11 protein-coding genes and 1 pseudogene are annotated in these 13,419 nt (G+C 53.8%); 5 read left to right on the plus strand and 7 right to left on the minus strand.

Annotated features, from left to right (window positions below; all coding sequences use genetic code 11):
• Nucleotides 1-241: 241 nt before the first annotated feature.
• The 5 genes from SC206_RS03240 to SC206_RS03260 are packed head-to-tail and all read right to left on the minus strand — an operon-like array spanning nt 242 to nt 6,855.
• Nucleotides 242-1,897 (minus strand): ABC transporter ATP-binding protein, encoded by a 1,656-nt coding sequence (locus tag SC206_RS03240; RefSeq protein ID WP_332734124.1) that lies wholly within the window; start codon nt 1,895-1,897, stop codon nt 242-244.
• Entirely contained in the window at nt 1,894-2,736 is an 843-nt protein-coding gene (locus tag SC206_RS03245) for an ABC transporter permease (RefSeq protein WP_332734126.1), read from the minus strand. The genes SC206_RS03240 and SC206_RS03245 overlap by 4 nt, the downstream gene beginning before the upstream one ends.
• Nucleotides 2,733-3,770 (minus strand): ABC transporter permease, encoded by a 1,038-nt coding sequence (locus SC206_RS03250; RefSeq protein WP_332734128.1) that lies wholly within the window; start codon nt 3,768-3,770, stop codon nt 2,733-2,735. Before SC206_RS03250 ends, SC206_RS03245 begins: the two co-directional genes overlap by 4 nt.
• A gap of 15 nt (nt 3,771-3,785) precedes the next feature.
• Nucleotides 3,786-5,447, minus strand: coding sequence for an ABC transporter substrate-binding protein (locus SC206_RS03255; protein WP_332734130.1), 1,662 nt, complete (start codon nt 5,445-5,447; stop codon nt 3,786-3,788).
• A gap of 13 nt (nt 5,448-5,460) precedes the next feature.
• Nucleotides 5,461-6,855: an LLM class flavin-dependent oxidoreductase gene (locus SC206_RS03260; RefSeq protein ID WP_332734131.1), complete on the minus strand. Its 1,395-nt coding sequence runs from the start codon at nt 6,853-6,855 to the stop codon at nt 5,461-5,463.
• A gap of 246 nt (nt 6,856-7,101) precedes the next feature.
• On the opposite strand from SC206_RS03260, the gene SC206_RS03265 reads away from it, so the two are divergent.
• From SC206_RS03265 to SC206_RS03285, 5 genes and pseudogenes are all read left to right on the plus strand, one after another.
• Nucleotides 7,102-8,040, plus strand: a complete 939-nt coding sequence (locus SC206_RS03265) for an ABC transporter substrate-binding protein (protein WP_332734133.1) — start codon at nt 7,102-7,104, stop codon at nt 8,038-8,040.
• Nucleotides 8,041-8,056: 16 nt separating this feature from the next.
• A pseudogene (locus tag SC206_RS03270) lies at nt 8,057-8,554 on the plus strand (GNAT family N-acetyltransferase); the annotation flags it as partial.
• Between the two features lie 133 nt (nt 8,555-8,687).
• Nucleotides 8,688-9,602, plus strand: a complete 915-nt coding sequence (locus SC206_RS03275; protein WP_332734135.1) for an amino acid ABC transporter permease — start codon at nt 8,688-8,690, stop codon at nt 9,600-9,602.
• 56 nt (nt 9,603-9,658) lie between these two features.
• The gene (locus SC206_RS03280; RefSeq protein WP_332734138.1) at nt 9,659-10,504 is read left to right on the plus strand and encodes an amino acid ABC transporter ATP-binding protein; all 846 of its coding nucleotides are present in this window, start codon (nt 9,659-9,661) and stop codon (nt 10,502-10,504) included.
• A 208-nt stretch (nt 10,505-10,712) separates the two neighbouring features.
• Nucleotides 10,713-11,447 carry a LuxR family transcriptional regulator gene (locus SC206_RS03285; RefSeq protein WP_332734140.1) on the plus strand — a complete coding sequence of 245 codons (735 nt, stop codon included), beginning with the start codon at nt 10,713-10,715 and terminating at the stop codon, nt 11,445-11,447.
• Here SC206_RS03285 and SC206_RS03290 read toward each other — a convergent pair.
• Nucleotides 11,408-12,073 (minus strand): acyl-homoserine-lactone synthase, encoded by a 666-nt coding sequence (locus tag SC206_RS03290; RefSeq protein ID WP_332734142.1) that lies wholly within the window; start codon nt 12,071-12,073, stop codon nt 11,408-11,410. The two genes, SC206_RS03285 and SC206_RS03290, sit on opposite strands and share 40 nt — an antisense overlap.
• Before the next feature lie 281 nt (nt 12,074-12,354).
• The gene (gene nac / locus SC206_RS03295; RefSeq protein WP_332734144.1) at nt 12,355-13,284 is read right to left on the minus strand and encodes a nitrogen assimilation transcriptional regulator NAC; all 930 of its coding nucleotides are present in this window, start codon (nt 13,282-13,284) and stop codon (nt 12,355-12,357) included.
• Nucleotides 13,285-13,419: the final 135 nt, after the last annotated feature.

The following is a 13,419-nucleotide window of genomic DNA, read 5'->3' on the forward strand; positions in this document are numbered from 1 at the left end:
AGCCGCAGTGAGACTGGATGCTTCATAATGGTAACCCTTCAGATTCTGGAAGTGTCCAGGATCTGGGGTTCAGTGCATAAAGCGATACCCTCGTTAATTAACAACCTGAAAACATTTTTAACCTGACCTTTATGCCCCGTGGCTCCCCGCGCTTGTTCACAGCGTTGCCCTCGCTTTTTGCTTTTTGCTTATAACTTTATGCTTATCGCTTTTTACTTATAGTTTTTTGCTTATAAAAGACTCATCCCACCGCGCTTAACGTGGCGCTGCGATTGCCGCGGCCCGGAATATGACTCAGCAGCTGACGCGTGTAATCGGTTTGCGGATCCTCAAAAATTTGCTCGACCGCCGCCTGTTCGACCACCTTGCCCTGTTGCATCACCACCACATAATCTGAAATCTGTCTGACCACCGCCAAATCGTGGGAGATAAACAGGTAGCTCAGGCCAAGCTCGCGCTGGAGTTTGTCCAGCAACGTCAGAATTTGCGACTGCACGGCGGCGTCCAGCGCGGAAACCGGTTCGTCGAGCACCACCAGCTCGGGTGAAATGGCCAGCGCACGCGCAATGGCTACGCGCTGACGCTGGCCGCCGGAAAGCGCCGTCGGACGCAGCGCCAGCAGCCGTCGGGGCAGCTCGACGCTGTCCATTAACCACTCTGCCCGCTCGCGCTGGCTCTGACGATTGCCAATTTTAAAGGCTTTCAGCGACTCGGTAATGATCTCCTCCAGCGTCATTTTCGGATTCAACGAGGCATACGGATTTTGATACACCACCTGCACCCGTCGGCGAAACGCCTGCCTTTCCGCGCGACTTGGCGCGCTAAAATCCTGGCCGTCGAATTCAATCCTGCCGCCGTCGGGCGATTCTAGCCCTAACAGCATGCGTACCGTGGTCGATTTCCCCGACCCTGACTCGCCCACCAAACTGGTGGTTCCGCCGCGCACCACCGGAAACGAGACGCTGTCGACGGCGATAAAATGTTCGCCACGGCTTGAGGTGAAGCGTTTGCTGAGGCTTTCGGCGCGCAGCAAGACGGATTGTGAAGCCAACGCAGGACGTCGCGGCACCTCGAAAAATTCCGGTGACGCCTGCAAAAGCTGACGGGTGTAGGCGTGACGCGGCTGACTAAATAGCGTGGCCGCCGGACCCGTTTCGACCACTTTGCCGTGCTGCATCACCATGACGCGATCGGCACGTTCCAGCGCCACCTGCAAATCGTGGGTAATTAGAATCAGCGCAATGCCTTTGCTGCGCACAATGCTGTCGAGCGCGTCGAGCACCTGTTTCTGCACGGTGACGTCGAGCGCGCTGGTCGGCTCGTCGGCAATGATCAGTTTCGGATGGTGGCTCATCGCCATCGCCAGCAGCACTCGCTGACGCATCCCGCCCGAAAGCTGGTGCGGAAAACTGTTTACCACGCGCTGCGCGTCTTGCAGCCCCACGTCGGCGAGCAGCGTTTCTACCCTCAGCGCGGCCTGCTTTTTAGTGACGCCGTGCAGAGTCAGCGCCTCCAGCATCTGCTTGCCGATGCTTTGAATCGGGTTCAGCGATTGGCCCGGATCCTGCGGCACAAAGCCGATTTCCAGCCCGCGCAGCTGCTGCCAGCGGCGTTGACCGGCGTTTTCTAGCGCTTCGCCCGCCAGAAAAATCGAGCCTGACGCGCGCCGCGCCTGCTTGCCGAGCAGCCCAACCAGCGCCGACGCCGTGGTCGATTTCCCAGAGCCGGAGCCGCCCACAATCGCCAGCACTTCGCCCGGCGCAATTTGCAGGTCAAGCTGGTCGACGGCGCGTAGCGTTTGTCCCTCTTTATCAACGTAATCAATGGATAGCTGTTCAACCGACAGCAAGGCTGCGCGAGGGGTTTGGCTTATAAAGTTGCTCGTGGAATGGCTCATGCTTCCTCCGATCTGTCTTGGATAAATCCGGCAACGCGATTGGTTGCCAGCACCGCCAGCACAATCATCAGGCCCGGCAACGAGGTGTACCACCAGGCGGCGGCGATATAATTTCGGCCTTCGGAAACCAGCAGGCCCCATTCAGGCTGCGGCGGCGGTGCGCCAAAGCCAAGGAAGCTCAGCGCCGATACGGAGAGCAGCGCGAAGCCCAGCTCAAGCGCCGCCAGCGACAGCACGGGAGCCAGCGCGTGAGGAATAATATGGCGACGAATAATCGTCAGATGACTCACACCGCCCGCCTGCGCCGCCTCGACAAACAGATTGACCTTGCTTCGCAACACTTCGCCGCGAGAAAGCCGCGCAAAGGTTGCAATCGACGACAGTCCAACCGCAATCGCAATGTGCAGCGTGCCGAAGCCTAAAACGGTAACAATCGCCATCGCCAGCAGCAGGTTCGGAATCGCCATCAACACGTCAATCACGCGCATAAACAGCTGGTCGACCCGTCCACCGACGTAACCCGCGATCACGCCGATGGTCGCGCCTATCACCAACGCGATCGCCACCGAAAACAGCGTCGCTTTTAACGTCAGCGCGGTGCCAAACACGGTGCGGGAATAGATATCACGCCCGAGGTGATCGGTGCCGAACCAGTGTGCAGTGGAAGGTGGTTGCAGCGCCTGCAAAGGGTCACCAATCAGCGGATCCTGATGGGTAAAAATCGCGGGAAAAATTGCCCACAGCGCCACCACCAGCAGAACGCCGAGGCTTAGCCAGAGAGTTACGGCGAAACGTTGACGCCTCGCACGCACGCCGTCGACAGGTAAAATCAGGCTCATTTTCCCCCTCCCGATGAGACAGTGCCCAAACGCGGATCGAGCAGCGGATAGAGTAAATCGACCACAAAATTGACCACCACGAACACCGTCGCCGCCGTCAGCACTACGCCCTGCACCACGGGAATATCCTGCGTTGAGACCGCGCCCTGCGCCAATCGTCCCAGACCTTCGCGCGAGAAAATGGTTTCGGTGACGACCGCGCCCGCCAGCAGATGTCCAAAAATCATGCCGGTTAGCGTCAGCAGCGGAATCGCCGCGTTGGGTAAAACATGGCGCCACAGCAGGTGCGCGGTACTCGCCCCTTTAAGGCGCAGCGCGTCGATAAACGGCCTGCGCCAGACTTCGGCCAGCGAGCGGCTCATCACCTGCGCCAGCGTCGCCGCCGTCGGCACGGCCAGCGTCAAGGTCGGCAAAACCAGCGACTGCCAGCCCTGATTGCCCATCGCGGGGAACCAGGCGTGACTAAACGAGAAGGCCTGCAACAGCAGCAAACCGAGCCAAAAGGTAGGTAGCGCCGCGCCGAGCGAAGGCAGCGCCAGCAGCGCCGATTTCATCCGGCCCGCAGGCATTACGCTGACGCCCGCTGCCAGCCCGCCGCCGATAATAATCGCCAGCAACAGCGCGCAAAACGCCAGCAGCAATGTAGGCGGCAAGGCCTGCAAAATCAGCCGCGTCACGGGGTCACCGCTGACGATAGATTTGCCGAGATCAAAATGCAGTACGTCCCACAGCGACCAGGCGTACTGCACATAAAACGGCTGGTCGAGATGATAAAGCGCCTTGAGCGCGTTGACCTGCGCAAGATCCACCGTGCTCTGCTCGCCCTGATTGAGCATGATGGTGACGGGGTCCGACGGCAGAATATAGAGAATCAGAAACGTCAGCGTGTAGGCCGCCCACAGCACGGCCACGCTCATTAGCACCCTTTTCAGCTGCCAGCGGTGCTTTAACCCGCCTCTGTTTAGCCAATGTGCGTGCGGCGGACGGGCGTTTATCTCGATCGGATTATCTGAAATCCAGCCTTTATCGGTCATCGCGCGGCTCCTTGGTTAAGACTTTGGCGAAAGCCAGGTGTCGTAAAGCTGGAACCGCGACGAGGCGTCGTAACGGAACCCGTGTACGTTGCTGCCCGTGGCGATAACCGTCGCCAGCTCGACCAGCGGCACGGCGTCACCGTCGGCGATCAGCCCTTTGGCCGCGTCAGTGATAAGCTGCTGACGTTTAACGTTATCCAGCGTCTGGCTCGACTGTTGCAGGTAAGTATCGACCTGACCCACCGCGCGTTTATTGACGTTGCGGCCGTTTGGACCCGCATCGAAAACGGTGCGCAGCACGTCGGCGTCGGAGCGCGTCAGGTTGTAAAACTCGGCCTCCTGCGCGCCGCTCGACTGAAGCGCGATCACCTGCCCGATCGGTGCTTTATTCAGCTGCATGTCGATGCCCACCTTTTTCAACTGCTGCTGCACCAGCTCGATAAACGGCGCGGACTGCCAGTAAGTCAGCGTAAAGCTCAGCCGCTTGCCCTCTTTTACGCGCACGCCGTCAGGTCCGGTAATCCAGCCACTGTTTTGCAGCAGCGTTTCGGCGGCCTGCGGATCGTATTTTAATTCGCTGCCAAGGTCCTGATACAACGGCGTCGTTTTCGCCAGCACGGAGCTGGCCGGAGACTGGTAGCGCGACAAAATCGGTTGCAGCGCGGCGCGATCGATAGCCAGGTTCAGCGCCTGACGCACGATTTTATCGCCCATCAACGGCTTGGACTGATTCGGATAGAGGCTGTAAACCAGCCCCGGATTGCTGCGCGCAATAATCGGCAATTTTTTAGCCAGAATCAGCGGCTCATCCTGCGGCGTCACGCCCGCGTTAAGGTCAAGCTGACCCGAAACCAGACTGCCAAATCGCACGCCGGACTCTGGGATCACGCGATATTCGATGCCATCGAGATAGCTATCACCCTGATGTTTTGCCAGCGACGAAGGCCACTTGTAGCCCGTGCGGCGGGCAATATCGACCTTCTGATTGTGAACGAAAGTTGAGAGTACAAACGGCCCGGTGCCGACCAGATTGCCCTGACAGCGCGCCTCGGGCGTGGCCTTGACCGTTTTATCGGCGAAAAAGCCCAAGCTCATGGTTGAGGTGGCCTGCAAGAACTGCGCGTTCGGCTGGGCGAAGACTATGGTGACGTGCTGCGGGTCGGGCGTCTCAACCTGGGTCAGCCCTTTGAGATAGGTCGACGCCAGCGAGGCGCGCGCGCCCATCGCCACAATGGCGTTCAGATTGTCTTTCACCGACTGGGCATTGAACGCCGTGCCGTCGCTAAAGGTCACGCCTTCGCGCAGGGTAAAAGTAAAGCGGCGATTGTCGTCGCTGACCTGCCAATCGGTGGCTAACCACGGCACGATTTTACCGGTAGCGGGGTCCTGATCGGTCAGCGAATCGGTTAACTGGCGGCCAATGTTCAGCGAATTATTGTTGCCGACCTGTTGCGGATCGAGACAGTTTGGATCGGTGTCGATAGCCACCACCAGCTTGCCGCCGGAATGCGGCGCGTCGGGCGCGGGTTGACTGGCATGGGCGGCGGCTTCGGGCTTGTCGCAGCCTGCCAGCGCCGTGGCGATTAAAAGGGGCAAAACTAACTGGCGCAAACGCGCGCCAGCTTTTGAAGAGGTATTGAAATAACCTTGGGAAGAAGTATTGAAATGACCTTGCACGTCGCTATCCTTATTATTTTCCGTAGCTGGCCGCTACATTGTCGGCATCGGCGTTAGCGACTGAATTCACGACACTTTTGCTCTTGGCGGAATAGCGGTTGGTTTTGAACGGAATATCCAGACGTTCGCGCAACGTTTTAGCTTCGGTAGTCGGATGCCAGTAGCCGCGCTCGGCCAGAATTGGCAACACAAGGCGAGTGACGTCGTCCAGCGCTTCGGTCAATACCGGGCCGCTGATGATAAAGCCGCTCGCGCCGCCCTCTTCGACCCAGCGAATAAAGGTGTCGGCGACCTGTTCCGGCGTGCCGAAGAATTCGCCTTTTGGCAGCGTGGTCTGGAAGGCGATGTCGCGCAGCGAAAGGTTCTCTTCTTTGGCGCGGCGTTTAATCTGGTCGGTGGTGGAGCGGAAGGTATTTTGTCCCAAATCGCCGACGTCGGGGAAAGGTCCGTCAATCGGATACTGTGAAAAATCATGGTGATCGAAGAAGCGGCCGAGGTACGCCAGCGCGTCTTCTACCGACAGCAGCGACAGCAAATACTGATATTTGGCTTCGGCTTCTTCTTCCGTGCGGCCGACGATTGGGCTGATGCCCGGGAAAATCCCGACCGGATGACGATGATTTTTCGCCACTTCGCTCTGCAATTTGGCCGAATATTCCCTCGCTTCTTCGAGAGTGCGTGCGTTGGTAAACACCGCGTCGGCAGATTTCCCGGCCAATCCGATGCCGGTATCGGACGCGCCTGCCTGGAAGATTACCGGCTGTCCCTGCGGCGAACGTTGAATATTTAGCGGACCCGCGACGGAGAAGAAGCGGCCCTCATGGTTGAGTTTATGCAGCTTGGAGGCGTCGAAAAACACCCCGCTTTCGCGGTCGCGAGTGAAGGCGTCGTCCTCCCACGAATCCCATAAACCCTGCACCACGTTGATATATTCCTCAGCAATCTGATAGCGCAGCGCGTGTTCAGGATGCTCCTTGCCAAAGTTTTTCGCCGAACCGGCCAAGGGCGAAGTCACCACGTTCCAGCCTGCGCGACCGCCGCTGATATTGTCCACCGACGCCAGCTGGCGCGCGACGGTAAAGGGATCGCTATAGGAGGTGGAAATCGTCCCTGCAAGGCCGATGCTATGGGTCGCCGAGGCCAGCGCAGAAAGCAGCGCAATCGGCTCGAAACGATTCAGAAAATGCGGCAGTGATTTTTCATTGATGTGCAAACCGTCGGCCACAAACAGGAAGTCAAAATTGGCCGCTTCGGCACGCAGCGCCAAATCGCGAAAATACGGGAAGTTCACGCTGGCGTCGGCCGGCGCTTTGTTGTGACGCCATGAGTTCATGTGTCCACCCGCGCCGTGCAGCATCAGGCCCAATTTAATACTTTTTTTTGACTGGCTCTTTTTTGACTGGCTCATAGTAAGCGTCCTTATACGGAGAGGTTTTATCTGATATTTCCATAAAACCGGATGCCCGCTAAATATAAAAACCGCCTTACTAATCCCTCTATTTAGCTTTAGACCTCAGCCCTCCTTTTGACGCATTTTCAGCCTTTTTCACTTTCTCAATTTAGATAGTTAATTTTGTTGTTTTACTTCGAGTTAGGGCTCGGGAATAGTGCCATCAACAGCGTAATCAGTTAGCAAACAGGATAAATAATAACAATGACACATCGCGTAAGAACGTTTAGAACAGCCACGGCTGTTGCCGCGTTACTGAGTATTTCGTCGCTCGCCAATGCGGCGACCACGGGTATTGACCTTGTCGCTAACGAAACGCCGATTAATACGCCAAAAAGCGCCGCCGCCGCCGCGAAAATTCCGGCCAACTTTAAATTCGTTAATCCGGGATATTTAACCGTCGCCGTTGCCGTGCTCGGCAGCTCGCCGCCTTTTGGCCTGTTTGCCCGCGATAACAAAACCGTGATTGGCAGTGAGGCGGATATCGCCCGTCTCGTCGCCGATGGCCTCGGATTGAAAGTCAAACTGGTGCCCGCCTCGTGGGAAGACTGGCCGCTCGGCGTGACCTCCGGCAAATACGATGCCGCCGCCTATAACATTACCGTCACCAAAGAACGCAAACAGAAATACGATTTCGCCACTTATCGACTAGATACGCTCGGCTTTTATGTCAAATCCACCAGCGACATTACCTCGATTAAGTCCGCGCCGGACATCGCCGGAAAACGCATCATTTTGACCTCGGGCACCAATCAGGAATCGGTCCTGCTGGCGTGGGATAAAGAGAATCAGGCGAAAGGGCTGAAGCCGTTTACGCCGGTTTATGTCACTGACGATGCTGCCGCCACGCTGGCGCTGCAATCGGGCCGTGCCGATGCCACTTTCGGGCCTAACGTTGCGGCGGCTTATAAGGCCAAGCTGACAGGCAAAACCAAACTGGTCGGCATCGTGCCGGGCGGCTGGCCGAAAACTGCCAACATTGCCTTCACGTTGAAAAAGGGCAACGGGTTGGTTGACGCCGTACAGACCTCGATTGATAGCGCGATTGCCAGCGGCAGCTATTTGAAAGTGCTGGATCGCTGGGGTGAAAGCGATGAAAAAATCGATCATTCAGAAATAAACCCGCCGGGCCTCGGCGACTGATTGCAGGAGTAAAGCCATGAGCCAGGATAAATTTATTCACACGCGACCTGACGACGCTTTGATTGTGCCGGTCATTGAAGGCCTGTTTGGCGAATACAGCGCCCGCTACGGCGACTATTTTGCCAAGCACAAAGAGGAAGATCCGTTAAGCGCCTATGCCCAGCCCGACGGCGATTTTATTGTGCTGCTGCGCGACGGCCGCCCCATTGCGATGGGTGCTTACAAACGTTATGACGAAACTACCGCCGAGTTAAAACGCATCTGGACCGACAGCACTCTGCGTCGTCAGGGTCTGGCGCAAAAAGTGGTGCAGGAATTGGAAACGCTGGCGCTAAATAATGGCTACACGCGCGTCTATTTAACCACCGGTTTCCGCCAGCCCGAGGCGGTGCAGCTTTATCTGTCTCTCAGCTATGAGCCGCAGTTTGATATCAACGCCGACAGGGAGTCGCTGGCGTTGCCGCCTCACGACGGCCGTTTACGCTTTATCAAGCCGCTAACCCGCGTCGCGGCGGCAGTAGAGTTAGCGACCCACCAGCCCGACGTTGCTGCCGTTGCTGATTTAACTGATGTTGCTGATAACGCTGATGTTATTGACCCTGCTATTGACCATAAAGTCAGCCACAAGAGTGTCACGGAGAAGGCCTATGAGTGATCTCACTTCCCGCTCCCTTACCTCCGCGCCGCTGAAAGTCGTGCCGGCGCGCTACCCGCTGCGGCTGCTGGGCGGTGCATTTGCGGTGTTTATCCTGCTGGCGATTGTGCAATCTATCGCCACCAATCCGCGCTGGGAATGGAACGTTTTCCGCCAATACTTCTTTGAGCCAGCGATCCTGTCCGGCCTCTATCGCACGCTGCTGCTCACGCTGCTGGGCACCTTTTTCGGGGTGATTTTCGGCACGCTGCTGGCGCTGGCGCGGCTGTCGAAATCTTATCTGCTGAATTCGCTGGCGTGGGGTTACATTTGGCTGTTTCGCTCGCTGCCGCTGCTGCTGGTGTTGATCGTGCTCTACAACTTTTCGTATCTGTACGACAGCCTGTCGCTCGGCATTCCGTTTACTCATCTTGAATTCTTTAAACATCCGACCGTCGTTCTGCTCGACCAATTCACCGTCGCCGTGCTCGGGCTTTCGCTGGTGCAATCGGCGTATACCGCCGAAATTATTCGTGGTGGCATCGTTGGCGTTGAGCAAGGTCAGCACGAAGCCGCCGCCGCGCTGGGTTTACCGGCCTATCGCCGCACCTTCCGCATTATTTTGCCGCAGGCGCTGCGCGCCATTATTCCGACCGGCTTCAATGAGGTGATCGGTCTCGCGAAAGGCACGGCGATCGTTTATGTGATTTCAATGCCCGAGCTGTTTTACACCGTGCAGATTCTCTATAACCGCAACCAAGAGGTGATTCCGCTGCTGATGGTGGCGACGGTGTGGTATCTGGTGATCACCACCGTGCTGTCGGTGCTGCAATATTACGTCGAGCGCTATTTTGCCCGTGGCACTACGCGTCAGGTCGCCCTGACTCCTCTGCAACGCCTGCTGCAATGGCGCACGGTTAAACCTTAACGGGTGTAACGTCCTGTTTATTTAGGCAAAAAACCAGGTTACTGGAGCAAAATACCATGTCTGAAGCCTTTGATCTTTTTGTGAAGCCGCCAGCGAAATCATCGCTACACCCTTTCACGCGCCCTGCCCCGTCTCAACAAAAAGCGGGCCGCATCGAAATCAGCAATTTGGGTAAATCCTATGGCCAGTTTAAAGCGCTAAATAATGTCAGCCTGACCATCGAACCCGGCACGGTTACAGTGATCCTTGGCCCTTCCGGCTCGGGTAAATCCACCCTACTGCGCACCATTAATCATCTGGAACGCGCCGATGAAGGCTTTATCCAGATTGACGGCGAGTACGTGGGTTATCGTCGCAAGGGCGACAAACTTTACGAGCTGAAAGAGAAAGCGATTCTGAAACAACGCATCAACTGCGGTTACGTGTTCCAGAACTTTAATCTGTTTCCCCATATGACGGTGCTGGATAACATCATTGAAGCGCCGATTGTCCATGGCTTATTGACGCGCAAGCAGGCGATTGAACGCGCCTACGAGCTGCTCGATACCGTTGGACTGCGCGACAAGGCCAACGCCTGGCCGCGTCATCTCTCAGGAGGACAGCAGCAGCGAATTGCCATTGCACGCGCGCTGGCGTTGAATCCGAAGGTGATGCTGTTTGATGAACCGACCTCCGCGCTGGACCCCGAGTTAGTCGGCGAAGTGCTGGACGTAATCAAAAAACTGGCCGAATCGGGCGTGACGTTGGTGGTCGTAACGCATGAAATCGGCTTTGCACGCCAAGTTGCGGATCGGGTGGTATTTATGGTCGACGGTGCCGTGGTGGAAACCGGCAGCGCCTCGCAGGTGCTGGATAGTCCGCGTCACCAACGCACCCGCCGTTTTTTAGAAAAAGTGCTGTAAAAAGGTTTTCCCAAAACCACGGTAGAAAGTGGCATACAGGTCTAAAAAGCCAGCGCGCTACGTTAGGGGCTGGCCTTCAAATACTAAATCCCCATTCTCATTTTTGCCTGCCCCTTTTATTAAGATATTTTCAATATATAGATAAGAAGTGTATTTATATTATTGATAGTCTATAGTCCTATCCTATTTGATCAGGGATAGAAACATAATGAATACATCATTTTTCAAAAATGAAAACATCAATAATATTATCAAGGATTATCTAGATAAAAGATTGAGGGATTTCGCAGGAATAAATTATGCTTATGCCATAGTCAGTAAAAAAGAACCCGCAAACACCACCATTATTACTAATAAGAGCGATTGGGCTGAAATTTATATCGAGAACAAATATCAGCTGACTGACCCTGTTATCATCACGGCTGCTAGTAGAATCCTGCCTTTTACCTGGGATGAAAATATCGTCCTCACCTCAGGTTTAAAACTTCCAAAAGTATTCAACATGGCAAAAGACTATAACATCGTCAGCGGTTATACTTTCGTCGTGCATGATGTTAATAATAACTTTGGTTTACTTTCTTTAATGATTTACGATTTTAGCGATCCTGATTTAGATAAAAAGATAGTAAACCAGCAAGAAAGACTGCAAATGTTACTTATGCAGGTTCACGATAAACTGCTTTCGCTCTATAAAGAAATGCGTAGCATTGGCGAAAAACCAGAACTTCACCCCATGGTATTTTCCAAACGAGAAAGTGAAGTTCTTTATTTTGCCAGCGTAGGTAAGACGTATAAACAAATTGCTGTATTACTCGGAATTCAATTGACTACCGTGAAGTTTCATTCACGTAATGCACTGAAAAAGCTGGGGGTTAGCAATATCCGTCAGGGTATAAAAATTGCTCATGAATTAAAACTTATCACGCTATCGTCCTGTGAGTAGAAGCATAACGGAACGGCTGCAAGATCCTTTGTGTCCAGGAGCGTTTTACTGTACACCTCTGCGCAAAGGATCTGCTGATTTATCTTATCTGTTGGCAGGAAAATTAAATAGACTCGCTGACGCTTCTCGGAAATTCCTTTTTCAACTACCGATATTTGCCAACCTGACTTTTTGATAATCATCATCATCGAGTGACTGACGATGGCATAAATACCTTCATACTTATTTTCTATGGCATAATTAATTACTGTTAAATAGAGCATCGTAGTGACAGGTTCTTTAGAGATATTTAATTCTTTAATTTTTGTCTTATCTACGAAAAAACGACTCGCTTCGATAAAGTGACCGGTAGGAAGAGTAATATTATTAAAAAAAGAGAGGAAGGTTCCCATAATCATGGTCGGGAATTTAGTTTCAATTAAACGTAGACTGCATGCCACTTCTTCCTCACACACCCCCATAATATACGTCGTGTTTTCATTATCGTATTCGTCAAATTCCATATCCTCCGTACATTTAACCTGCCAGTTTAAACGGTCTTTAAATACTTTCTTTCTTAGTGAATATATTTCCGTTGAAGTTTCATTTGTTAAGTCGCGGTAATTAATAGCTTTAAATTCTATCATATTGTCTTCCATTCCATAATGACTGTGTGGGTTTGCGTGAAGACAATATCCGAGTATCAATAAAACAGCCAGTAAAAATACGCGTTATAATTAATTGGCATCCTTAAAGGTTTAGATATTTAGCCAAACAATAAATACAATTAATTTAATTAAATAAATAGGCGAACCCTCTTATCTTAATTAAATAATTTCTTAAACAAAGAAGCCAATTAATGAGTTTTGGTAGCTCATTAATTGGCTTCTTTGAAACAGACTTCGACCTTAATTTTTTCTTTGTACGCTTAACTGACCGCCAGCAACGGACGAACCTCTTCGCGTTCGCGGTTATTCGCCACCAGCGCCAGCAGGATTTTTTGCACGGCTTGCGCAGGCTGGGAAAGCGGCAGGTGATCGGAAACACAAAGTGACAACGGTGCCTGAATCGACGGACTGCCAATGCAAGACATCCAGGCATTGGCCGGTCCGACAATCGCCCGCGCGGCAGACTCGGGCAGAATCGTTGCGCCTAATCCGCTGGCAATCGCCGCTGTCAACGTGGTGGCAGACTCAATCTCGCCAATCACTTTTGCCGACAAGCGGCGCAGCGCCATCGCGTCGTCTACCAGTTTGCGCAGCACGTCGTTGGTGCGCGGCAAGAATAAATTCAGCTTGGCGACTTCGGAGAGCTCAATATATTTGCCCGGATTTGGCACCGAATGGGTGGCGACCAGATAGAGATCTTCTTTAATCAAGGGCACAAAAGAGAGGCCCGGAATCGCTTTGTTTCCATATAGCACCGCCATGTCCATGCGGCCATTGACAGTTTGATCGGTTAATTCGCTGCCGAAATTTTCATTTAAATAGAGCAGGATACCCGGATGCTGCTCGCGCACTGCCTGAAGCAGCGGCAGAGCCAGCATCGACGCCGCCGTGCCGGGCGCCATGCCCACAGAAACCTGTCCATTCAGCGCCAAACCTGCGCAGTTAACCGCGCTGTGCGCCTGTTCACACTGGCGTAAAATAGTTTGCGCATGAGCATACAAAATGTTGCCCGCTTCCGTGGGCGTTACGCCACGTTTAGTGCGCACTAGAAGCTGCTGTTTTAATTCCCCTTCAAGCGTAGCAAGTTGCTGGCTCAGGGCCGGCTGGGCGATATGCAGCACGTCTGCGGCCTGCGTGAGACTGCCAATATCGACGATTTTCACGAAGTACTTCAAGCGTCTGAGATTCATCTCTGTCTCCATCGAACCTGGTAGCGATAACCTTGAAAAGGGTTGCCCCTAAAGGAAGCAAAACATCTTTATCATAACTTCCGCGAATACTTCATTCGTCGGAGTCTGTCTTACCCTGTCATTGTAAGAAGCAAG

The sequence above is a fragment of the Rouxiella sp. T17 genome (assembly GCF_036663475.1).
Taxonomy (GTDB): Bacteria; Pseudomonadota; Gammaproteobacteria; order Enterobacterales; family Enterobacteriaceae; genus Rouxiella.

Bases quoted from the DNA above. Each gene is read 5' to 3' on its own strand.
- SC206_RS03240 (WP_332734124.1), bottom strand. From the start codon at position 1,897: ATGAGCCATTCCACGAGCAACTTTATAAGCCAAACCCCTCGCGCAGCC.
- SC206_RS03245 (WP_332734126.1), bottom strand. From the start codon at position 2,736: ATGAGCCTGATTTTACCTGTCGACGGCGTGCGTGCGAGGCGTCAACGT.
- SC206_RS03250 (WP_332734128.1), bottom strand. From the start codon at position 3,770: ATGACCGATAAAGGCTGGATTTCAGATAATCCGATCGAGATAAACGCC.
- SC206_RS03260 (WP_332734131.1), bottom strand. From the start codon at position 6,855: ATGAGCCAGTCAAAAAAGAGCCAGTCAAAAAAAAGTATTAAATTGGGC.
- SC206_RS03265 (WP_332734133.1), top strand. From the start codon at position 7,102: ATGACACATCGCGTAAGAACGTTTAGAACAGCCACGGCTGTTGCCGCG.
- SC206_RS03275 (WP_332734135.1), top strand. From the start codon at position 8,688: ATGAGTGATCTCACTTCCCGCTCCCTTACCTCCGCGCCGCTGAAAGTC.
- SC206_RS03280 (WP_332734138.1), top strand. From the start codon at position 9,659: ATGTCTGAAGCCTTTGATCTTTTTGTGAAGCCGCCAGCGAAATCATCG.
- SC206_RS03285 (WP_332734140.1), top strand. From the start codon at position 10,713: ATGAATACATCATTTTTCAAAAATGAAAACATCAATAATATTATCAAG.
- SC206_RS03290 (WP_332734142.1), bottom strand. From the start codon at position 12,073: ATGATAGAATTTAAAGCTATTAATTACCGCGACTTAACAAATGAAACT.
- nac (WP_332734144.1), bottom strand. From the start codon at position 13,284: ATGAATCTCAGACGCTTGAAGTACTTCGTGAAAATCGTCGATATTGGC.